This is a genomic window from Micromonospora sp. NPDC050397 (assembly GCF_044901685.1).
GTDB lineage: Bacteria > Actinomycetota > Actinomycetes > Mycobacteriales > Micromonosporaceae > Micromonospora_G.
In genome coordinates this window covers 572439-593405 of sequence record NZ_JBJDPS010000003.1, presented here as the reverse complement: position 1 = coordinate 593405, position 20967 = coordinate 572439, and the positions used below count along the sequence as shown (strand labels likewise).

The window sequence follows — 20967 nt, the reverse complement described above, 5'->3', positions numbered from 1 at the left end:
CTCTTTCAGTAAGCCATCCCCGCTGCCCCGGGCTTGGCCCGGGGCAGCAAAGTCCCGACGAGCTATGGCGCTCGGCGCGATCGACGGGTAGAACAACACCGATCCCTTCCTGTATCGGCGAGGCGACGTCCGGCGGCTGAGGAGAGCGCTCTCTTCGGGTGTCGGCTGTCGTCGGCGCCGGCCGCTCGTCCCCGATAGGCAGGTCGATGAACCCCAACCGCGAAAGTCGCCCACGAGAGCTTCCGCCCCGCCGCACCGGAACCCCCCGCCGGCTCCTCACCGTGGCCGTCGCCGCCGTCTCGCTCAGCGCGGCCGGACTGGTCCCACTGGCCGGCGGCGCCGCCGCGCACTCCGGACGCCCGGACTTCGGGCCCAACGTCTTCGTGTACGACCCGTCGACGCCGGTCGCCCAGATCCAGGCCAGGTTCGACGAACTCTTCGCGCAGCAGGAAGAGAACGAGATGGGTACCAACCGGTACGCCATCCTGTTCAAGCCCGGCCGCTACGACGTCAACGGCAAGCTGGGTTACTACACCAGCGTCGCGGGTCTCGGCCAGTCGCCGGACGACGTCGACATCAACGGCGCGATCCGCGTGATCGGCCAGGCGGATCCAGGCTCGGTCGCCGGCATCTCCGCCCTGACCAACTTCTGGCGTTCCGCCGAGAACCTCTCCGTCACCCCGACCGACTGGTCCAACCAGTGGGCGGTGTCGCAGGCGTCGCCGATGCGCCGGGTGCACATCAGGGGCACCCTCTGGCTGGAGCCCGGCAACGCCGGCTTCTCCAGCGGTGGGTACATCGCCGACTCGAAGGTCGACGGGATCACCATCAACGGCTCCCAGCAGCAGTGGCTGACCCGGGACAGCGAACTCGGCGACGTCTGGACCAACGGCGTCTGGAACCAGGTCTTCTCCGGTGTGGTCGGCGCACCCGAGCAGGGCTTCCCGAACCCGCCGTACACGACGCTGCCGACCAGCCCGGTGACCAGGGAGAAGCCCTACCTGTACGTCGACGGCCGGGGCGACTACCGGGTCTTCGTGCCGACCCTGCGACACAACACCTCCGGCACCACCTGGGGCGAGGGCAAGCGTCAGCAGGGCTACTCGCTGCCGATCGGCGACTTCTTCGTGGCGAAGCCGTCGGACAGCGAGCACAAGATCAACCAAGCCCTCGCGCGCGGCAAGCACCTGCTGCTCACCCCCGGTGTCTACCACCTCGACCGGGCACTGCGGGTCAAGCGTCCGAACACCGTCGTGCTCGGCCTCGGCATGCCGAGCCTCGCCCCGGACCGGGGCGACGCGGCGCTGCGGATCGACGACGTCGACGGGGTCCGGATCGCCGGTGTGCTGGTGGACGCCGGTCCGCGCGAGTCCGACGTACTGGTCGAGGTGGGGGACCGGCACAGCCGCCGAAACCACTCGGCGAACCCGATCTCGCTCCAGGACGTCTTCTTCCGCATCGGCGGCCCCTGGGTCGGCCGGGCGAAGACCAGCCTGGTGGTGAACAGCGACGACACGATCATCGACAACATCTGGGCCTGGCGCGGTGACCACGGCAACGGCATCGGCTGGTCGCAGAACACCGCCGACACCGGCGTCGTGGTCAACGGCGACGACGTGACCGCGTACGGGCTCTTTGTCGAGCACTACCAGAAGTACCAGACCGTCTGGAACGGCGAGGACGGCCGGACGATCTTCTACCAGAGCGAGTTGCCGTACGACCCGCCGAGCCAGGCCGCCTGGACCAGCCCGACCGGCAAGGGCTACGCGTCGTACCAGGTCGCTCGGCACGTACGTGAACACGAAGCCTGGGGACTCGGCGTCTACTCCTACTTCAACCAGGAGGTGGACATCCGCGCCGACCGGGGGATCGAGGTCCCACGGACGCCTAAGGTGAAGTTCCACAACATGATCACCGTCTTCCTCGACGGCAGCGGCGGAATCGAGCGGACCATCAACGACGCCGGCACGCCGGTCGTCGGCTCGTACGGCACCAGCACCATCGTGGACTATCCCGGCGCCTGACCGTACGGCGCGGAGATGCCCGAAGGCGGCCGACCCGGACCCCCGGGTCGGCCGTCTCCGTGTGGTCCTCGTGTCGCGGCGCCGGTCCGAGATCAGTGATCGGAGGCGCCGAGCACCGGCGGTGCACCGCTCTCGTCGCCCCGCCAGACCATGTCGTCCTCGGTCAGCCAGGTGAGCCGCTCGTCGCCCTCGTCGTCGTCGGGCTGCCCGTGGCCGGAGCCGCCGAGGACTCCGCCTCGTCCGCCGGACCCGCTCCGACCGGCCGCCGATCGCTCGGTGGCACCGGCCGCTCCCTGCCGGCTCCCGCCCTCGGCCCGTGCGGCGCCGCTCGCCGACCTGGCCTCCGCGCCCGCGCCTCCGCCTCCGGGTCGGCCGGCGGGCGAGCCCGCCGAGGAGCCGGAACCGGACAACGCACCGCTGCCGAGCACACCACCGGCCGGGGTGCTCATCTGGCCGGCGAACAGTCCCGTGCCGCCACCGGCGGCCGGTGCCCCGACCCCGGCGGCGGCTCCGGCCATGCCGCCGGCCCCCGCCGTCCAGCCGGTCAACAGGCCCGCGCCGGCAAGCGCGGTGCCGTCGCCCTTGTCGGCCCGGTCGTCATCGCGATTGCCGCTCCCGGTCGAGGTGCCCCGGCCGGTGGGCGCTCTGCCGTCAGGCGTGCCGGTGCCCGGCCCACCCACCAGGGTGTGCGGCACCTCCGCCCGGGAGTTGCCGGTCTGCGAGGTGGGTCCGCTCCCCGGGATACGCGTCGGGGCGGTCGCACCCGGACCGCTCTGCGTCTGGGGCGGTGTCCGGTTGACCGTGTCCGGGGTGTCCGGGTCCGCGACCGGCGGCGTCACCAGCCGGTCGTATGCGGAGAGGTCGTAAGCGGCGGCGAGCCCGGCCACGATCGTGACCATCCGCTGGTGGGCTCGTTCCTGCTCTTCCTTGTCCTGCTGGTGGCCGAGGAAACCACCGACGACTATGCCGGCCGGCCCGAAGATCGCACCCTTCGCCGCGCCCTTCAGCGCCTGGTCGTGGTCGTCGGTCTCCTCCGGGCTCTCGGCGTCCTTCTGGGCGGCCCGCAGCGGCCCCGCCATCAGGGTCAGGCCCTCGTTGACCCCGCCCATCCCGATGGCGACGCTGTTGGAGTACGAGATCACCAGGTTGAGCCGACGCTGGAACTCCTCGCCCGCCTCGCTTGACCAGGTCCGGGCCAGCGCGTCGAGGTCCTGACGCAGCGACTGGCCGAGCCCGTCGATGGTGGTCTTGAGCGCACTCCACTTGCTGGCCAGCGCCTCGACCTGTTCCGCGTCGCCCGCCTGCACGGCCTGGTAGAGCTCCTCATGGCTCAGGTGCTGGTAACGCTGCACGTACTCGTCAGACACGGTGCGACTCCTCGGGGTCGAGCGTCCGGTCGATCCCACCGAGGACACGACCGATGTCGTCCGCGCTGGCCCTGTTCCGGGCCTCGGTCGTGCGGTAGTTCTCGAGGATCTGCTGGGTCGCCTGCTGGACCGCCGTGATGGCCTGCTTGAGCCGCTCCACCCGGTTGACGTACTCCTGGTGGAGGTTGGTGTACTGGCGCGCGTTGCTGGTCGCGTCGGCGAACAGTCCCAGGGCGGGCGGCTCGCACTGCATCTCGGTGTTGAGCTTGCCGAGTGCCTGCTCCGCCTCGGTCAGCCGGGCCGCCAGCCTTCCGTGGAAGTCCTCCAAGGACAGTACGTCGACTCTCGTCTGCGGACTCATAGCAGCACCCCGTGGTCGTTGTCGGCCGACACCCGTAGCCTTCGTCAAGATTAGTCGAGCGGGTCGAGTGCCGCGACCCGCTCAACCCGTCCGACGTGGTCGTATCCGCTGGCCGAATGGACGCCTGTCAACCTCCGGTGGCCGGTTGGCCCGGTTGCTGGGCTGGCTGTCCCTGAGGCTCGGACCGCACCGGCTGGTCCAGCGGCGGGCTGAAGTAGGCGAGCGCGTCGTCGCGCTGCAACGTCGGACCGGTCGGGATGAGGGAGAGCAGCGACGCCGGCACGGCGAGCGGGGACACGTCGCCGTAGCCGAGGGCGGTGACCGCCGTGCCCCCTCGGGTTCCCAGCGGATAACGGATTCCCTGGGCGGTGAGCAGGTAGACGGTCGACCCGATCGCCCCGTCGGCGCCGTCGCCGGCCCCCGGCATCGCCTGCACCAGCGCACCCTTGCCGCCGGGCATCACCACCCGTTCCGCCGTCTGAACCGCGTCCCGCGAGGTCTGCCGTACCTCCATCGAGCCGGGCGCGGCCGGGGCCAGCTCCGGCGGCGTACGGTCGAAGACATTGATCGTCGTGCCGGCCGAACCACCGGTCGCGCCCCGGTACGTGGCACAGATCGACGTGGGGCCGGCACCGCCCGGGCGCAGCTCCAACAGCCGTTGCGGCATGCCGTCGTCCTCCAGCCGCTCCCGGCTGAGCACCCTGCCCGCCTCCTCCGGCGTGATGTCCCTGATCCCGCCGCCGTCGCGGAGCAGCAGCAGCGCGGTCATCTCGCCGACCGACGCGAGCCCGTTGCGGGTCAGGACGTAGTGCTGTCCCGCCGACCGGAAGACCTGCCCGACGAAGGTCGGCCCGAAGCCGATCTGCCACTGGCTCTGTTCGTTGTCGCCCGGGATCAGGGGCTCGCGCACCCTCGGCCCCACCGGAACGGCGTTGAGCAGTTGTTGGCCGATCCCGATCGGCGGGACCGAGGTCATCTTCAGTGCGGCGATCGCCTGGTCGCCGCCGAGCACCTGCATCCGGGTGTTGTTGAAGAGCAGGTAACGCTGATCGCCGTTGGCGACCAGGACGGCCTGTTCGCCGAGGTCGACCCCGCCAGCCAGCTCCTGGTTGACGACGAGGCGGGTGGTCGACTGGCGCGAGTCGGCCGGGTCCGGGGTGTTGCACACCGACCAGGGCAGCCCCACCAGCGACGAGCGGCCGGGCAGGTCGTCCGGTGCCCCGACGATGCCGACCAGACGACCGCGTGACCGGTCCCGGATCGACGCCTGCGACATCGTACGCACCGGCGGGTCCGCCTGGTCCAGGATCAGTCGCGCCGAGGCGTAGTTGAGGGTCGGGTACAGCCGGTCGTCGACGAAGACGTACGTCGCGCCGGTCTCCCGTTCGAGCACCAACGTGTTCGGCTCCAACGGCGAACTGCGATTTGTCATCAGGCCGTACACCCCGGCGCCGGCCAGCACGATGGCCGCGACCATGGCACTGCCGAAGACGGCGAGCCCCAGCCGGCGCATCGGGAGATTGTTCGTCTCCGGGTCGCCCGACAGCAGCGCCGAGACGATACGGCGGGTGACGAACCGGTACGCCTGAACCTGATCGCGGCGGGTCCGCATGCGCTACCTCCGGCCTGGGTGTGGTCCGTGACGAGCAGGTCCGAATTCCGTCACGGGCTTCCCTACGATAAGGGTCCGTCGGTTGGTCAGCGGGACCCCGCCCTCGCGTCGACGGCGTAAGGCAGCACCGGTGCGAGGGTCCAGAGAGGATGCTCAGCGATGACGCAGGTTCAGGCACCTCCCGCCCAGGCGGGCGTGGCGCGTACCGGATCGCCGACCCGGCTCGGCGGACGGCGTCGGCGCGGCCGGATCGGACCGCTGGCCGTCGGGCAGATCGTCGTCGTGGAGGTCGGCCTCGTGGCGGTCGGTGTCACGCTGGGCCGGCCGGTGTGGCTGGTCGCCATCGTCGCCACGGTCGCGGTGCTCGCCGTCGGGGCGGTCTTCGTCCGGCGGCGCGGCCGTTGGTGGTACGAGGACCTGGGACTGCGCCGCCGGCTGCGGCAGCGTGCCCGTCGGGCGGCCACCGCCAAACCGTCCGCCGACGATCCCCGCCTGTCCGCCCTGGCACCCGACCTGACCCTGACCGATGTCCTGGACCGGGGATCGCGCTTCGGGGTCGGGCAGGACGACCACGGCTGGTTCCTGGCCTGCGTCGTCGCGCCGGAGTCGAGTGATCCGACGGAACCGGTCGAGGCGTCCACCGTCGACCGGGCGGTGGAGGTACTCGCGGGATACACCGGGCCGGGGTCGTCCGCCCAGGTGGTCGCGCGGACCCTGGTCCGGGCGGCCGAGCCGGGCGTACCGGCCGAGCTGGTGCGCGACGTCTGGGTGGCGCTGCGTCTGTCGGTGCCGGACGCACGGGTGGAGGCGGTCAACCGGGGTGGGGGCATCCCGGGTGTGCACCGCACGATGGCCGCGGCGGCGGGTCGACTCGGCAAGGCGTTGACCGGGGCCGGACTGGCGTACCAGGTGCTCGACCGGGACGAGTTGCGGGCGACGATCCTCGACGCGACCGGTCTGGACCTGGTGGACGTACCGCAGGTCGAGACCTGGAAGGGACTGACCGGCGGCGGTCTGACCCAGCTCTGCCTCTCGTTGCGTTCCCGGTCGGACCTCTCGTACGGCGAACTCGTCGACGCGGTGACCGCCGTTCCGGTCGTCTCGCACACCCTCTCGGTGACCGTCGGCGGCGGTGGCCCGGTGGGCGCGCCGCTGCTGCGGGTCGCGGCCGGCGACAGCGAGATCGCGCGGTTCGCCGGCACCGTCGGAGAGGTGGTGGGCCGGCACTCGGTGACCTCCCGACCGCTCGACGGGAGACACGGGCCGGCCGTCTACGCTTCCGCCCCGGTCGCCGCCGAGCGGCCGACGACCGGGGTCGGACCGATCAGGGTCTGATGTTGGCGATCCAGCCGTAGAGGCCGCAGACCCAGGCGGCGAGCGGCACCAGGGAGACGATCAGCAGGATCTCGACGATGTCGAGGGTGCGACCCCAGACGGGCGAGATGTGCTTGCCCGCCACGGTCGCCCCGTAGACGAGGCTGACCACCGCCGCGATCAGCAGTCCGCCCAGGATCGCCCCGAGTCGGATCATGGGTGGTGCCGGTACGAAGGTCGCCGCGGCGACCAGGCCGAGCCCGAGCGAGCCGGCGGCGAGCACCGGGGTCCGTTGCGCCCGACCGAGGAACGGCCGGGCCCGCAGCATCGACAGCAGCGCGAGCACCGCGCAGAGCAGCACCGCCGCCAGCCGGCCGTCGACCGCGAGGATCACCTCGCCGCCGAGCACCACCAGGGAGACCGTCCAGAGCAGACTGGTGAGGAACTGGTCCGCCCGCTCGCTGAGGTTGAGCACCTGTCGGCTGTCGAAGGTCTCGCTGTCGGTCTTGAGGTCGTCCGGCCCGGTCGGGATCGACGGGATCGGCAGCCGGGCCAGCCGGTACGCCGCCATCGGCAGGGCCGGCAGGGTGGCGAACGCGACCGTGGCGAGTACCGCGGCCGAGGCCGCCGCGCTCATCCCGAACACCATCGCGAGGGCCGCGCCGAACCCGATCGCGGCACCGATCGTGGTGGCGCCGAAGAAGACCGGCGCCCGGTCGCCGACCGCGACCGCCGACGCGGCGCCGAAGACGACCAGCGCGGTCGCGGCGAGCAGGACGTGCGGTGTCGAGAGCTGCCCCAGGGTCCGGTCACCGGCGAGTAGCAGCAGCCCGCCGACGGTCGCGTAGACCAGGCCGACCGTGGCCAGGACGGACCCGGTGCCGCTGTCCCCGGCGGCCCGGGACAGCACGGTCGCCGTCACCAACAGCCCGATCGCGACCACCAGGGCGACCAGCGCGCCGACAAGATTCGGTGGCCCGGCGAGCAGGACCACCGCGGCGCCGCCGACCAGCGCCGCCGAGGCGAACAGGACGGAGAACTTCCGGGTGGTGGCGACCTGCCAGCCACCTGCCCGGCGGTTGGTGGCGGTGGCGACCGCGTCGACGACGTCGTCGAAAACGACCTCGGGCGCGGCGGCGTTGCGCGGGTTGAAGTAGAGCACCTCACCGTCGCGGATGCCGAGCTGGCTCGCCGTGTGCCCGCCGTCGAGCGGTTGGCCGCCGAGCCGGGCCAGGGACCAGCCGCCGTGCCGTACGCCCTCGTCGGCCAGGTCCTCGCCGGCGTACCGCAGCAGCGTCGGGAGCAGGTCGGCAAGCGGCACGTCCGACGGTAGGGCCAGGTCCATCCGGGTTCGCGGTGCCACGATGGTGACCCGGCTCAGGTCGCCGGTCGCCGTCTTCGTCGCCACTGGGCCTCCTCGTGCTCGCGTGTGCGCCAGTCGTCGTACCAGCGCCGACCGACCTGTTCGGACCGGTCCGGGCGATGGACGCCGCCGCACGGATCGCGGCGCCCAGGGGAGATTACCTACGATGGCGGGTACGTACGATGCCCCCCGACGACTCCTGTCGGTTGTACCTGGGCACACGGGCCGCATTCGGGGAGGTACAGACGTGGGTACGGTGGTCTTCCGTCGACCCCCACGGCAGGCGGGGCCAACCCTGCCCCGGGGCGAGGTCCTGCTGGAATCGCCGCCCGAGCTGCCCGAGCAGCTACCCCGTGGACTGGGGCAGCTACTGATGATCCTGCCGATGGTCTGCGGCGTGGGGGCCATGGCGTTCCTCTACGCCGGACGGTCCGGCGGTGTGATGACCTGGGTCGCGGGCGGTCTGTTCGGGGTTTCCATGCTGGGCATGGCGATCGGCTCGATGAGCAACGGCGGCAACGACAAGGCCGAGCTGAACGCCGACCGGCGCGACTACATGCGTTACCTGACCCAGGTGCGCAAGCGCACCCGGCGGGCCGCCGAGCAGCAACGCAAAGCGATGGAGTGGCGGCACCCCGAGCCGGACGCGCTCTGGTCGATCGCCTCCTCGCGGCGGCTGTGGGAGCGCCGGCAGACCGAGGAGGACTTCGGCGAGGCGCGGGTCGCCACCGGGGCGCAGGCGATCGCCGTACAGATCGTGCCGCCGGAGACCAAGCCGGTCGAGGATCTCGAACCGATGAGCGCGATCGCGCTGCGCCGGTTCGTCCGGGCCCACTCGACGGTGCCGGAGCTGCCGACCGCGATGTCGGTGCGGGCCTTCAGCCGGGTGGTGCTCCGGGGCGAGCGGGAACCGGTGCTCGACCTGACCCGCGCCGCGCTGGGCCAACTCGTCACCTTCCATGCCCCGGACGACCTGATCGTCGTGGTGGTCGCGGCGGTCGACCGCCAGCCGGAGTGGGAATGGGTGAAGTGGCTGCCGCACGCGCACCACGTCGGCAACTCGGACGCCGCCGGCCCCCGGCGGCTGGTCTTCAGCAGCCTGGTCGACGCGGAACAGGCCCTTGCCGGCGAACTCACCAGCCGTCCCCGGTTCGCGTCGGAGGCGAAGCCGTTCACCGGGCCGCACGTCGTCGTGGTCGTCGACGGTGGCGAGGTCTCGCCGACCTGTCAGCTCGTCGGGGTGGGGTTGCTCGGCACCACGGTCATCGACCTCTCCGGCTCGGTGCCCCGCGAGGCCGGCCGCTGGCTGCTCTGCCTCGACGTCACCGACGGGTCCGGGTTGGAGCTGGTCCGGGGCAAGACCACCTCGCGCCTGGGTCGCCCGGACCGGCTGAGCCGCACGGCGGCGGAGGGGCTGGCCCGGCAGATCGCGCCGTACCGCCTCTCCCGGCAGACGGTGAGCGAGGAACCGCTGGCGCGCAGCATGGAGTTGCCGGACCTGCTCGGCATCGGCGACGCCGCCGCCCTCGACACCGCGCTGACCTGGCGTGCCCGCGCGCCACGGGAGCGGCTGCGGATCCCGCTCGGGGTCGGGCCCGAGGGCAACGTGGTGGAGCTCGACTTCAAGGAGTCGGCGCACGAGGGCATGGGCCCACACGGCCTGGTGATCGGCGCGACCGGTTCGGGCAAGAGCGAACTGCTGCGTACGGTGGTCGCCGCGCTCGCCGCGACGCACTCCTCGGACGACCTGAACTTCGTCCTGGTCGACTTCAAGGGCGGCGCCACCTTCGCCTCGCTGGACGCGTTGCCGCACACCAGCGCGGTGATCACGAACCTCTCCGACGAACTGCCGCTGGTCGACCGGATGCGCGACGCGCTCGCCGGTGAGATGGTCCGCCGGCAGGAACTGCTGCGCGCCGCCGGCAACTACATCTCCCGGTACGAGTACGACAAGGCGCGGACCGCCGGTGAGCCGCTCGAACCGATGCCGAGCCTGCTCATCATCTGCGACGAGTTCAGTGAACTGCTGGCGGCCAAGCCGGACTTCATCGACCTCTTCGTGATGATCGGCCGGCTCGGGCGTTCGCTCGGTGTCCACCTGCTCCTGGCCAGCCAGCGGCTGGAGGAGGGAAAGCTGCGCGGGCTGGACACGCACCTGTCGTACCGGATCGGTCTGCGTACCTTCTCGGCGGTGGAGAGCCGGATCGTGCTCGGTGTGCCGGACGCGTACGAGCTGCCGAGCGCTCCCGGTCACGGATACCTGAAGTCCGACACCGCCACGATGCTGCGCTTCCGCGCCGCGTACGTCTCCGGCCCCTACCGCCCACCGGGCCGGCGCGGCTCGACCTCGCGGGCCGCGTCGAGTCGCGGCATCGTCCCGTTCGGGATCGACTTCGTGCCGGTCGAATCGGTCGAGGCCCTGGTCCAGAGCGAGCCGGAGCCGGCCGAGCCGGTCGAGACCGGCAAGGCGGTGACCATGCTCGACGTGCTGATCGACCAGCTCCAGGGGCGGGGAAAGCCGGCGCACCAGGTGTGGTTGCCGCCGCTGGCCGACCCACCCGGCCTGGGCGAGCTGTTCGGTACGTTGACCGAGGACCCGACGTACGGCCTCATCCCGACCGGTTGGGCCGGTCGCGGGCAGCTCACCGTCCCGGTCGGCATCGTGGACCGGCCGTACGAGCAGCGCCGTGACCCGATGTGGGTGGAGCTCGCCGGTGCGGGCGGCAACGTGGTGATCGTCGGTGCGCCGCTCTCCGGCAAGAGCACCCTGCTCCGCACCCTGCTCGCCTCGATGGCGCTCACCCACACCCCGCGCGAGGTGCAGTTCTTCTGTCTCGACTTCGGTGGTGGCGCGCTGCGTAGCCTCGCCGCCCTCCCGCACGTGTCGGGGGTGGCCGGTCGGCGGGACAACGAGGCCGTCCGCCGTACGATCGCCGAGGTCGGCACCATCATCGAGGAGCGGGAGGCGCGGTTCGCGCAGCTCGGCATCGACTCGGTGGCGAGTTACCGGCGTCGTCGGGCCGCCGGCGAGTTCCCCGACGACCGGTTCGGCGACGTCTTCCTGGTCGTCGACGGCTGGAGCGTGCTGCGCCAGGAGTACGAGGAGCTGGAGCAGACCGTCACCAACCTCGCCGCGCGCGGGCTCGGCTTCGGCGTACACGTGGTCCTCACCGCCGCCCGCTGGGCGGAGATCCGGATCAACATGCGGGACCTGCTCGGCACCAAGCTCGAACTGCGCCTGGGCGACCCGGCCGAGTCGGAGATCGACCGGCGGGCGGCGGTCAACGTACCGGAGAAGTCGCCCGGCCGTGGTCTGACCCGGGACAAGCTGCACTTCCTGACCGCAGTCTCGCGGATCGACGGCTCGCGGGCGACCGACGACCTCAGCGAGGCGTCGGTCGCGCTGGCCGAGCGGGTGGCGGCGGCCTGGCCGGGCGAGCCCGCGCCGAAGGTACGTCTGCTGCCCCGCCGACTGGCGACGGCCGAGCTGGCCCAGGTGGTCGACCCGGCGGCGACCGGGCTGCCGATCGGGGTCAACGAGGCGGCGCTGGCGCCGGTCTACCTGGACCTGGCCAGCGAGCCGCACCTGACCGTCTTCGGCGACGCCGAGTGCGGCAAGACCAACCTGCTCCGGCTGATCGCCCGGGGCATCACCGAGCGGTACACCCCGGCCGAGGCCCGGCTGGTGATCGCGGACTACCGGCGCGGGCTGCTCGGTGCGGTCGAGGGCGACCACCTGCTCGACTACGCGGCGTCCAACAAGGTCTTCAGCGAAGGGCTGGCCTCGATCCGGGACGCGCTCGGCAACCGCCTGCCCGGACCGGACGTCACCACCGCGCAACTACGCGACCGGTCCTGGTGGCGTGGACCCGAGCTGTACATCCTGGTCGACGACTACGACCTGGTCGCCTCCGGTGGCAACAACCCGCTGACCGCGTTGCACGACCTGCTGCCGCAGGCCCGCGACATCGGGTTGCACCTGATCCTGGCCCGCCGGGTCGGCGGCGTGGCCCGCGCGCTCTACGAGCCGGTTCTGCAACGCCTCCGGGAGTTGGACTCGCCGGGCCTGCTGATGTCCGGTAACCGGGAGGAGGGCGCGGTCTTCGGCACTCTGCGGCCGAGTCCGCAACCGCCGGGTCGCGGCACCCTGGTACGGCGCCGTGACGGCCAGCAACTGATCCAGACCGCCTGGTCGGACCCGGCCTGACACCCGTCGGACCGCGCCTGCCGCAGGGTCCGGCCCACTCGGCTCATCCGATCGGCGTCCACCGATGGTCGGGCGATGGACCATCCATACCGGATGGTCCGATCTGCCCGGACGAGGGCTGCGACCGTTGGGGCAGGTGAGATACCGTTCCATGCATGAGTGTCCGCCGGTAGGGTGCCATGCCTTGCCGCGGGGGGCAGGCGCGGCAATGGCCGCCACTAGTAGACGGAAGGGTGTGAAGCATGGCGTTCGAGGTCGAAGCTGGAAGCCTGCATACCGCCGCGAGTGACGTGCGGTCGACGCGCAGCGAGGTGGACGGCGAGCTCAAGAAGCTCTGGAACGTCGTCGACGACCTGGCCATGGCCTGGAAGGGTGGCGCGTCCACCGGTTTCCAGGACTTGATGCGGCAGTGGAACGAGGACACCGGCAAGCTGCTCACGGCGATGGACAACATCGCCGACCTGCTGGACAAGTCGGGCACCACGCACCAGGTGAACGACGAGGAGCAGCAGCAGATGCTGAGCAAGTTCCACAACGCGCTCAACCCGTGACCGGCCGGCGGAAGCAGAGGAGCAGATCGTGACGATCAAAGTTGACTACGCGGTCCTCGAGGCCAGCAACCAGCAGATGCAGGCCATTTCGCGGACCATCGACGAAAAGCTGGACACGCTCCGTCAGATGCTGTCCAAGCTGCAGTGGGAGGGTGACGACCGCACCTCCTACGAGCAGCACCAGGCCCAGTGGGACTCGGCCGTACGGGACATCAACAAGATCCTGAACGACATCGGCGGGGCCGTCGGCATCGCGCGGGAAAACTACGTCAGCACCGAAATGAGCAATTCGAAGATGTGGCACTGAGATAATCGCCCGACGCGGCTCCGGTCCGGTTCGGCCGGTCCGGAGCCGCGTTCGTATCGGCGCGACGGTGACATTTCCTCTGGGGGAGCGATGCGTTCGAGAAACGGTCTCCGCCCGGTCCTGCGATCGGCGGCCACCGCGCTGGTGCTGGTCGCGACCGCTGGCGCCGGTTCGTTGGTCGCCGCCGCCCCGGCGCGCGCCGACACCGTACGCGGCCTCCAGTGGTACCTGGACACGCTGCGCATCCCCGAGGCTCACAAGATCAGCAAGGGTGACGGGGTCACCGTAGCGGTGATCGACACCGGGGTCGACGTCTCCCACCCCGACCTCAAGGGGCAGGTGCTCGCCGGTCACGGCATCGGGTCGGACGCCGCGCCGGACGGACGCAAGGACAGCGGCGCGGACGGCCACGGCACGGCGATGGCCGGGCTGATCGCCGGGCGTGGCGGAGGAGCCAACCGGGCTCTCGGCATCGCCCCCGGAGTGAAGATCCTTCCCGTTTCGACCGGGGCCGAGTTCGCACACGGTGAGCTCAGCGCGGCGATCCGCTGGTCCGTCGACGCGGGCGCAGACGTGATCAACATGTCGCTGGGCGCGCGCGGACCGGCCAGCGAGGAGGACCGGGCGGCGGTGCGTTACGCGCTGGAGAAGGACGTCGTACTGGTCGCCGCCGCCGGCAACCGGAAGAACGGCGACTCGGGCGTGGCCTCCCCGGCCAACATCCCCGGCGTCGTCGCCGTTTCCGGCCTGAGCAAGGACGGCAAGTTCTCGCCGGACTCGGTGCGCGGGGCGGAGGTGGTGCTGGCGGGACCGATGGACGACATCATCACGCCCCGGCCGTACTCCGTCTCGAGAAACGGGTACGGCGTCGCCAGCGGTACGAGTGACTCCGCCGCGATCGTCTCCGGGGTGGCCGCGCTGGTGCGCTCGCGTTACCCGGACCTGAGCGCGGCGAACGTGGTCAACCGGTTGATCCGTACCGCGAAGGACGAGGGCACGGCCAGCCGTGACGAGCTGTACGGGTTCGGCCCGGTCGATCCGCTCGCCGCGCTGACCCGCGAGGTGCCGGCGGTGACGACCAACCCCCTGGTGGCAGCGGCCCCGGAGGCACAGGCCGGCGACACCGGCGCGAAGGACGACGACGGACCGGCGATCGAGATCGGCGTGACGAACCGGGTCGGCGCGATCGTCCAGGTCGCTCTCTGCCTGCTGGTGGCGGTCGGCCTGGTCGTCCTCCTGATCGTGCTGAACCGGCGCTCGGCCCGTCGGCGGCGAGCCCTGGCCGACGCGTCGGTCGGCGCTCCCGCACCCGGCGTGGGCTGGGGTCCGGGCGGACCGGCGTATCAGCAGGCGGGGCAGGCGCCCCCGGTCTACCAGCCATACCCTCCCGGGCAGCCACCGCACCCGGGACAGCCGGCGGGACAGCAGCCGTACCCGGGACAGCAGCCCTACCCGGGACAGCAGCCGTATCCGGGGCAGCCGCCTTATCCGGGGCAGCCGCCTTATCCGGGGCAGCCGGCGGGGCAGCCGCCGTACCCGGGAGCGGCACGGCCGGGCGGCGGGCCGCCGGATTCCGGCAATCATCGCTAGTACGACACGACATCGGACGACTCACGGGGGAGGACGCGGATGAGTGGAGACAGGACGGACCAGCCGGAGCGGCTGGAGGTGGACACGCCCGACCTGCCGTTGAATCCGACCGGGCTGGTCACGCTCAACGGCTTCGAGTTGGACAACGTCAACCGGGCGCAGACCCCGTCCGACCTGGTCGCCGGGGCGGACGAGGCGGGCGTCAGGACCGAGTGGGACGCGTCCAGCCTCGACTCGGCCATCCGCTGGCTGGAGGCGCACGCGACCTATCTGAACCGGCTGTCGTACGACATGACCGACCTTCAGGACCTGATGGGTGGGCAGGCCGCCTCGGGTGGGGCGGTCGGGCCCGGCGCCAAGAGTCCGCTCGGTGGGTTCGAGTGGGCGGGCCGGTTGGCGCAGAAACACGGGTCTCTCTACACCGGGGTCGAGCAGGGCCTGCGCAACCTGGCCAGGAGCCTCGACGAGGCCGTCGCGGCGCTGCGTCAGGTCAAGGAGAACTACGAGACGGCCGAAGAGGTCAACCGGATGACCGCCATCGACATGCAGCGGATCTTCGGTGACGTCGCACGCGGCCGCGCGAGCCAGTAGGGCGGGAGCGACAGATGGCCAAGAGCTGGGAGGAGATGTGCCAGGAGGTCGTCATCGACGGCCGACCCGGCGACGTCGCCAGTGCCGCCCTCGGGTGGCAGGAGCTACTGAAGAACCTGGGCAGCGTCAAGGAGAGCCTGGAAACCAACATCAAGGACCTCGGTACGGTCTGGAAGGGCGAGGCGTACGAGGCGTTCAAGACACGGATCGAGCTGCACGCCACCGACGCTGGCCGGATGATCGAGGACGCCGAGAAGGGCGACGGCATCGTGCTGGCGCTCAACAACGCGGCGGACAAGCTGACCCAGGCGCAGCGCGACTTCCCGATCCCGGCCACCTGCGTCAACGACGTGCTGGAGGCGCGCGACGGCAAGCTGACCATCGGCATCGGCTTTTTCGAGGCGAAGGTCGCCCCCGACTTCCTCGGCTGGCTCGATCCGATCACCGCCGTGGCCGACTGGATCAACGACCGGTCCGAGGAGGCCGCCCAGGTCTACGCCCGGGTCGGTAACGACTACCAGAACCAGGCGCCGAACATGCCCGGTGAGGCGGGGCCGCCGCAGGTCCTCACCGACCGGCCGGAGATTCCCGACCTCGACGACGGCGGCGGTGGCAACGGCAACGTCCGGGTGCCGAAGACCGCCGACATCGGCAACACCGGCAACCTGGACCCCTCCCTCGGCCGGATCGACAATCCGGATCCGCGTATCGGTCAGCCTGATGCCCGGATCGACCGCCCGGACACGAGTGCCCTACGGCCCGACACGGGCCAGATCCCCACCACCGGAAACATCCCCGGCACCGGCGGCATCGACGGTGAGTACGGCTCCGGTCTGGCCGGCGCCGCGCCCAGCCTCGGCAGCGGCCTCGGGACCGGGGGACTGCCCGGCGCCTCGGGCATGGGCGGTGGTGCCGGTCTCTCCGGCGGCGGCGCGGGCGCGGGATCCATTCCGGGCGGCGGCGCGCTCGGTCGTCCGGTCGTCCCGACCATGCCGCCGATGATGGGCGGCGGTGCCGCCGCCGGTGGCAAGGGCGCGGGTGGACGAGGCGCCGGTGGGCGACTCGGTGCCGGCGGTCGCTTCGGCGCGGGTGCGGGCGGCGGCATGGGCGGCATGGCGGGTGGAATGGCCGGCGGCGCCGGTGCGGGCGGCGGGCGTGGCGCCGGCGGTCACGGTGCGGGTGCTCCCGGTGCACGTGGTGTCGGCGGCGGTCGGGCTGGCTTCGCCGGTGGAGTCGGCCCCGGCGGCGCGGGCGCCGGCTACGGCGAGGAGGAGACACCTCGCAACACCTGGCTCGAAGAGGACGACGACGTCTGGGGTGCCGGTGGCGACGGCACACCGGGCGTGCTGAGCTGATCCATCCCGGGTCCTGCCGCTCGGCGGCGCGGGTCCTGCCGCTCGGCGGCGGCCGGTGCCGCACGATGCCGGGGGTGGGACGACCTGGGATGGAACGACCTGGGGTGGGACGACGGCGGTCAGGCCACCGTCGTCCTACCGCTCGCCGGCTCGACGCCGTCCGGTTGTCCCCGACCGGGCCGCCATCCGCGTCCGCGGCCCATCCGGCTGATCGGACGGGCCAACAACAGCAGTACGGCGAAGGCCGTACCGAGGATCGCCACCCAGAGCGCCACGGTCCGCTCGTCGCCCCACGGGTCCCGGTCGACAACCGGCTTCGCCATCGCACCGAGTGGCGGGTCGGCCCGGGTGCCGAGCAGGCTCGTCACCGCGCGGTACGGGTTGACCACGCCGTACCCGACTTCGGCGTTACGCCCCTCGGGCGGGCTGTCCGCGGTCTTCACCAGCCGTTCGGCAACCTGCGCCGCACCCATCTCCGGAAAGGCGGCACGGACCAGCGCGGCGGCGCCGGAGACGTACGCGGCGGCGAAGCTGGTGCCGCCGTCCGGCTCGTTGAGGTAACCGTCACCCTGCGGTGCCGGGCCGGTGATGTTGAGCCCCGGAGCGGCGATGTCGACGTAGTCGCCGCTGACCGAGGTGCCGACGTGCCCGCCCTGCTCGTCGATGCCCGCCACCGCGATCACCCCCGGATATCCGGCGGGATAGGCGGGCTGGTCCCGCTGCTGCTGTTGCTGGTTCCCGGCGGCGGCGACCAGCACGACATGCTTGGAGAGGGCGTACTCGACCGCCGACGCCAGTTCGGCACGGGGCAGCGTCTCCAGCGAAAGATTGATCACCATGGCGCCGTTGTCGACCGCCCAACGGATCGCCGCGGCGATCTGTAGCGGCAGGTTCTCGTCGTTGGTCCGTTGAGTGTCCGGCAGAACGCGGATCGGCAGAATCTTGGCGTTGGGGGCGATGCCGCTGAACGGCGCGCCGGTCCCCTCCTTGCCGGCGATGATCCCGGCGATGATGGTCCCGTGTCCGGCCAGGTCGCACTGACCCTGCTGCTCCGGCAGGCCGTTGAAGTCCCGCCCCTGATTGACCTGGCCCTGAAGCAGAGGATGGTTGGCCGAGACACCGGAATCGATCACCGCCACGGTCACGCCGCTGCCCCGGGTGACCCGCCAGGCGGCCGCCGGGTCCAGCCTGCGCGTCGGCCAGGGCGCCTCGGGCAGGGCCGCCCCGGTGGGACCGCAGCTCGGTGCCGCGACCGCCGGTGCGGGCGGTACGACCACCGTGGCGAGCAGGGCGGCCACCGCCGCGCAGAGCGCCGGGCGCCAGCCACGGCGGGACGATCCGGCGTCGTACCGCCCGAGATCGGGTCGGCGGGTCCCAGGTCGCTCGTACACCCGGTCAGGCTACCGCTGGCACGACGCTCGTGACGACCACGCGGCGGCTCCCCGGGCGCGGACGGTTGGACGACCCACTTCCCCGCGACGGGTGAGGGTGGGAACGGGCCTGCGGGAGGGGTTTCACGGGCGGTCGGAACGGTCGATATTGGATAGGGTCGGCTGGTCACCGCGTCGGCCGCTGGAGGAAACAAATGATCGGGCAGCGTACGGGTGTCCGTCGTGCCATGGCGGCCATCGTCGCCGCACTGCCGCTGGCCGTCGCCGTCGGGGTGCCGGCGCCGGCACTCGCCGACGTGCCGCCCCTGAAGAACCAGTGGCACCTGGCCGCGTTGCGGGTGACCGAGGCGCACCGACTCTCCACCGGGGAGGGCGTCGTCGTCGCGGTGGTCGACTCCGGTGTGTACGCCGAACATCCCGACCTCGCCGGTCAGGTGCTCGACGGCAAGCGGCTGATCGGGGTCGACGACAAGGGCAAGGTCGACGAGCACAACCACGGCACCGGGGTGGCGGGGCTGATCGCCGCCCGGGGTGGCGGTGCCGGCCACGCGCTGGGCATCGCGCCCGGCGCGAAAATCCTGCCGGTGACCATCGCGACGAACACCTTCGCCGGCAGCAACATGGCGGAGGGCATCCGCTACGCGGTCGACCACGGCGCCAAGGTGATCAATCTTTCCAACGGTGGGCCGACCACAACCGACGAGCTGGACCAGGCGGTGGCCTACGCCCAGTCGAAGGACGTCGTGGTGGTGGCCGCCGCCGGCAACGCCGTCCAGGGCGACACCAAGGTCCTCTACCCGGCCCGGCTTCCCGGGGTGGTCGCCGTCGCCGCCACGGACCAGAAGGGTGACCGCTGGTCGGGCGGTGTGCGGGGGGACCAGGTCGTCATCGCCGCACCCGGAGCCGCGATCTCCACCACCGCCGGCCGCTGGCCGGACCTGCGCGAGGGCGGATACCTCACCTCGGAGGGGGGCACCAGCGCCGCCACCGCGATGGTCTCCGGAGCGGCTGCCCTCATCCGGGCGAAGTACCCCGAGGCGAGTGCCGCCCAGGTGGTCGACCGGTTGGTGAAGACCGCCGCCGACGCCGGCCCGCCCGGCCGCGACGGCGAGTACGGCTTCGGCCGGCTCGACCTGGTCAAGGCCCTCACCGCCGAACTGCCGCCGGTCGAGGCAAACCCGCTGGGCGCGGTGCCGGTGGCCGGGGCCGACGGAGTGGACACCACCGGGGAGAGCGGATCCGGCTCCGGGTCGGTGCTCACGATGATCGTCGGCCTGCTCGTGCTGGTGGTCGTCGTGGTGCTGGTCGTGGTCCTACTGGTAAGTCGTCGCGGCCGAGGACCGGCGCGGGGCTGACCGTTCCGGTCGGCCTGCTCTTGATCACGAGAGCCGTTCCTGCCCCGCTGACACCCTGATCGGTATTGCCCGTCCGGTACCAACCCGGTCGGGCGGTAGTGCCCCGTCCCCCGCCATCCGTGACACCTCGGGCGCTTTCGCCCCACCGGCCGACTCGGCCCTCGGGTGGCTTACGACGTGCCCGGCCCGGCCGACGGCGTGAAGAATAAGCTGAGGTCATGACCGCCGGATCCGGGAACGAACTCGGCGATTTCCTCCGCGCGCACCGCGCCCGCCTCGAACCCGCCGACGCCGGACTGCGCGCGGGCGGCGACCGCCGGGTCGCCGGTCTGCGGCGCGAAGAGGTCGCCGTGCTGGCCGGGGTGAGCGTCGACTACTACGCCCGGCTGGAGCAGGGCCGGGAACGGAACCCGTCCCCGCAGGTCCTGGACGCGATCGGCCGGGCGTTGAAACTCGACGCCGACGCTCGGGGGCACGTCTTCCGGTTGGCCCGGCTCAATCCACAGCGCGACGTCGGCGGCTCGCGACAAGTGGTGCACCCGGCGCTGTCGCAACTGCTGGAGACCTTTCCCAACTCTGCCGCGTACGTGTTGGGCCCGGCGTTCGACGTGCTCGCCACCAACACGATCGCGGCGGCGCTGCTTGCCCCGTTCGACGGGATGACAAACATGGTCCGGGTGCTGTTCCGGCACCCCCGGGCACGAACCGTGTTCGCCGAATGGCCCACGCTGGTGGAGACGGTCGTGCACGCGCTACGCCTCAACGCCGGCCTCTACCCGGATGACCCCGAGATCCGGACACTGGTCGACGAGATGTTGCGCACCTCACCCGGGTTCCGGACCCTCTGGCAGGACCAGACCGTCGGCGGCCTCGACCGGGCGTTCAAGGTCTTTGTCCTGCCCGACATCGGGCGGATCGAACTGACCTACCAGACCTTCGACGTACGGGACGCACCCGGTCAGCAACTGCTCGTCGGTACGCCGGAGCCCGGCAGTACCAGCGCGGCGGCCATCGCTCACCTGGGTTCCGTACGCGCCGAGACCTGAGTCAGACCTCGTTGTTCCACATCCGGAATGTGGTGCACCTGCCACTGCGATCGAGGGTGACGACCCAGAGATTGTCGAAGGTGCCGAGCTTCGCGTAGACGCCGGTGCCCTTGACCGCGAACGTGTCCCCGTTGATCACCAGCGGGGACCAGTCGAAGGTCCAACCGCCCTCCTGCCACGGCGCCCGGGTCTGCCAGCCCTCGACGATCTCCCGACGGCCGATCCACGCCGTCTCGTACGGCCACTCGTACGACTCGGCATCTTCGGTGAAGAGCGCCTCGATGTCCTTCGCCTCGCCGGTGGTCCACGCCTGCACGTAACCGGCGACCCACTCCCGTACCTGTTGTTCGGTTACCGCCCCGCCCTTTGCCACGCGCTTCCCTCCCGACCTGCCGGAATCCGGACCGTTACCACGGTGCGCCGACGCTCGCGTACGCGGAAGGCCGTGTCTTCCGGGGTGTGCCACACCCCGGAAGACACGGCCTTCTCCGGGGCGTCCGATCCCCGCAGGCTTGGTCGTCGTGGCGACACCG

Annotated in this window: 16 protein-coding genes; 10 read left to right on the top strand and 6 right to left on the bottom strand. The window is 71.5% G+C overall.

The annotated features are described in order from the left end of the window. Positions 1-206: 206 nt before the first annotated feature. Positions 207-2024 (top strand): adenylyl cyclase, encoded by a 1818-nt coding sequence (locus tag ACI2K4_RS13630; RefSeq protein WP_404510995.1) that lies wholly within the window; start codon positions 207-209, stop codon positions 2022-2024. A gap of 92 nt (positions 2025-2116) precedes the next feature. Here ACI2K4_RS13630 and ACI2K4_RS13625 read toward each other — a convergent pair whose 3' ends face one another. The 3 genes from ACI2K4_RS13625 to eccB form a co-directional block, all read right to left on the bottom strand. After that, positions 2117-3391 (bottom strand): WXG100 family type VII secretion target, encoded by a 1275-nt coding sequence (locus ACI2K4_RS13625; protein ID WP_404510993.1) that lies wholly within the window; start codon positions 3389-3391, stop codon positions 2117-2119. After that, positions 3384-3752 (bottom strand): hypothetical protein, encoded by a 369-nt coding sequence (locus tag ACI2K4_RS13620; protein WP_404510991.1) that lies wholly within the window; start codon positions 3750-3752, stop codon positions 3384-3386. The genes ACI2K4_RS13625 and ACI2K4_RS13620 overlap by 8 nt, the downstream gene beginning before the upstream one ends. A 127-nt stretch (positions 3753-3879) precedes the next feature. Then, on the bottom strand, positions 3880-5364 hold the full coding sequence (eccB, locus tag ACI2K4_RS13615; RefSeq protein ID WP_404510989.1) for a type VII secretion protein EccB: 1485 nt from the start codon (positions 5362-5364) through the stop codon (positions 3880-3882). Between the two features lie 159 nt (positions 5365-5523). Between eccB and ACI2K4_RS13610 the strand changes: the two genes are divergently transcribed. Further along, positions 5524-6699: a type VII secretion protein EccE gene (locus ACI2K4_RS13610; protein WP_404510988.1), complete on the top strand. Its 1176-nt coding sequence runs from the start codon at positions 5524-5526 to the stop codon at positions 6697-6699. On the opposite strand, the gene eccD is transcribed toward ACI2K4_RS13610, so the two are convergent. Further along, a complete protein-coding gene (gene eccD, locus ACI2K4_RS13605; protein ID WP_404510986.1) occupies positions 6689-8086 on the bottom strand; it encodes a type VII secretion integral membrane protein EccD in 1398 nt (465 codons plus the stop codon). The two genes, ACI2K4_RS13610 and eccD, sit on opposite strands and share 11 nt — an antisense overlap. Before the next feature lie 202 nt (positions 8087-8288). On the opposite strand from eccD, the gene eccCa reads away from it, so the two are divergent. The 6 genes from eccCa (at position 8289) to ACI2K4_RS13575 (ending at position 16642) form a co-directional block, all read left to right on the top strand. Then, the gene (gene eccCa / locus ACI2K4_RS13600) at positions 8289-12248 is read left to right on the top strand and encodes a type VII secretion protein EccCa (protein WP_404510984.1); all 3960 of its coding nucleotides are present in this window, start codon (positions 8289-8291) and stop codon (positions 12246-12248) included. A 242-nt stretch (positions 12249-12490) separates the two neighbouring features. Then, positions 12491-12799, top strand: coding sequence for a WXG100 family type VII secretion target (locus ACI2K4_RS13595; RefSeq protein ID WP_404510982.1), 309 nt, complete (start codon positions 12491-12493; stop codon positions 12797-12799). A gap of 28 nt (positions 12800-12827) precedes the next feature. After that, positions 12828-13106 (top strand): WXG100 family type VII secretion target, encoded by a 279-nt coding sequence (locus tag ACI2K4_RS13590; RefSeq protein ID WP_404510980.1) that lies wholly within the window; start codon positions 12828-12830, stop codon positions 13104-13106. Between the two features lie 90 nt (positions 13107-13196). Next, on the top strand, positions 13197-14696 hold the full coding sequence (locus ACI2K4_RS13585) for a S8 family serine peptidase (protein ID WP_404510978.1): 1500 nt from the start codon (positions 13197-13199) through the stop codon (positions 14694-14696). A 39-nt stretch (positions 14697-14735) separates the two neighbouring features. Further along, a complete protein-coding gene (locus tag ACI2K4_RS13580) occupies positions 14736-15287 on the top strand; it encodes a hypothetical protein (RefSeq protein ID WP_404510976.1) in 552 nt (183 codons plus the stop codon). 14 nt (positions 15288-15301) lie between these two features. Then, positions 15302-16642: a WXG100 family type VII secretion target gene (locus ACI2K4_RS13575; protein ID WP_404510974.1), complete on the top strand. Its 1341-nt coding sequence runs from the start codon at positions 15302-15304 to the stop codon at positions 16640-16642. Positions 16643-16761: 119 nt separating this feature from the next. On the opposite strand, the gene mycP (ACI2K4_RS13570) is transcribed toward ACI2K4_RS13575, so the two are convergent. After that, a complete protein-coding gene (gene mycP, locus ACI2K4_RS13570; protein ID WP_404510972.1) occupies positions 16762-18033 on the bottom strand; it encodes a type VII secretion-associated serine protease mycosin in 1272 nt (423 codons plus the stop codon). Between the two features lie 194 nt (positions 18034-18227). Here mycP (ACI2K4_RS13570) and mycP (ACI2K4_RS13565) point away from each other — a divergent pair, with 194 nt between their 5' ends. Then, positions 18228-19388, top strand: a complete 1161-nt coding sequence (gene mycP / locus ACI2K4_RS13565) for a type VII secretion-associated serine protease mycosin (protein ID WP_404510970.1) — start codon at positions 18228-18230, stop codon at positions 19386-19388. Positions 19389-19606: 218 nt separating this feature from the next. Further along, positions 19607-20434, top strand: coding sequence for a helix-turn-helix transcriptional regulator (locus tag ACI2K4_RS13560; protein WP_404510968.1), 828 nt, complete (start codon positions 19607-19609; stop codon positions 20432-20434). 1 nt (position 20435) lies between these two features. On the opposite strand, the gene ACI2K4_RS13555 is transcribed toward ACI2K4_RS13560, so the two are convergent. Continuing rightward, positions 20436-20807, bottom strand: a complete 372-nt coding sequence (locus tag ACI2K4_RS13555) for a nuclear transport factor 2 family protein (RefSeq protein ID WP_404510966.1) — start codon at positions 20805-20807, stop codon at positions 20436-20438. Positions 20808-20967 lie beyond the last annotated feature (160 nt).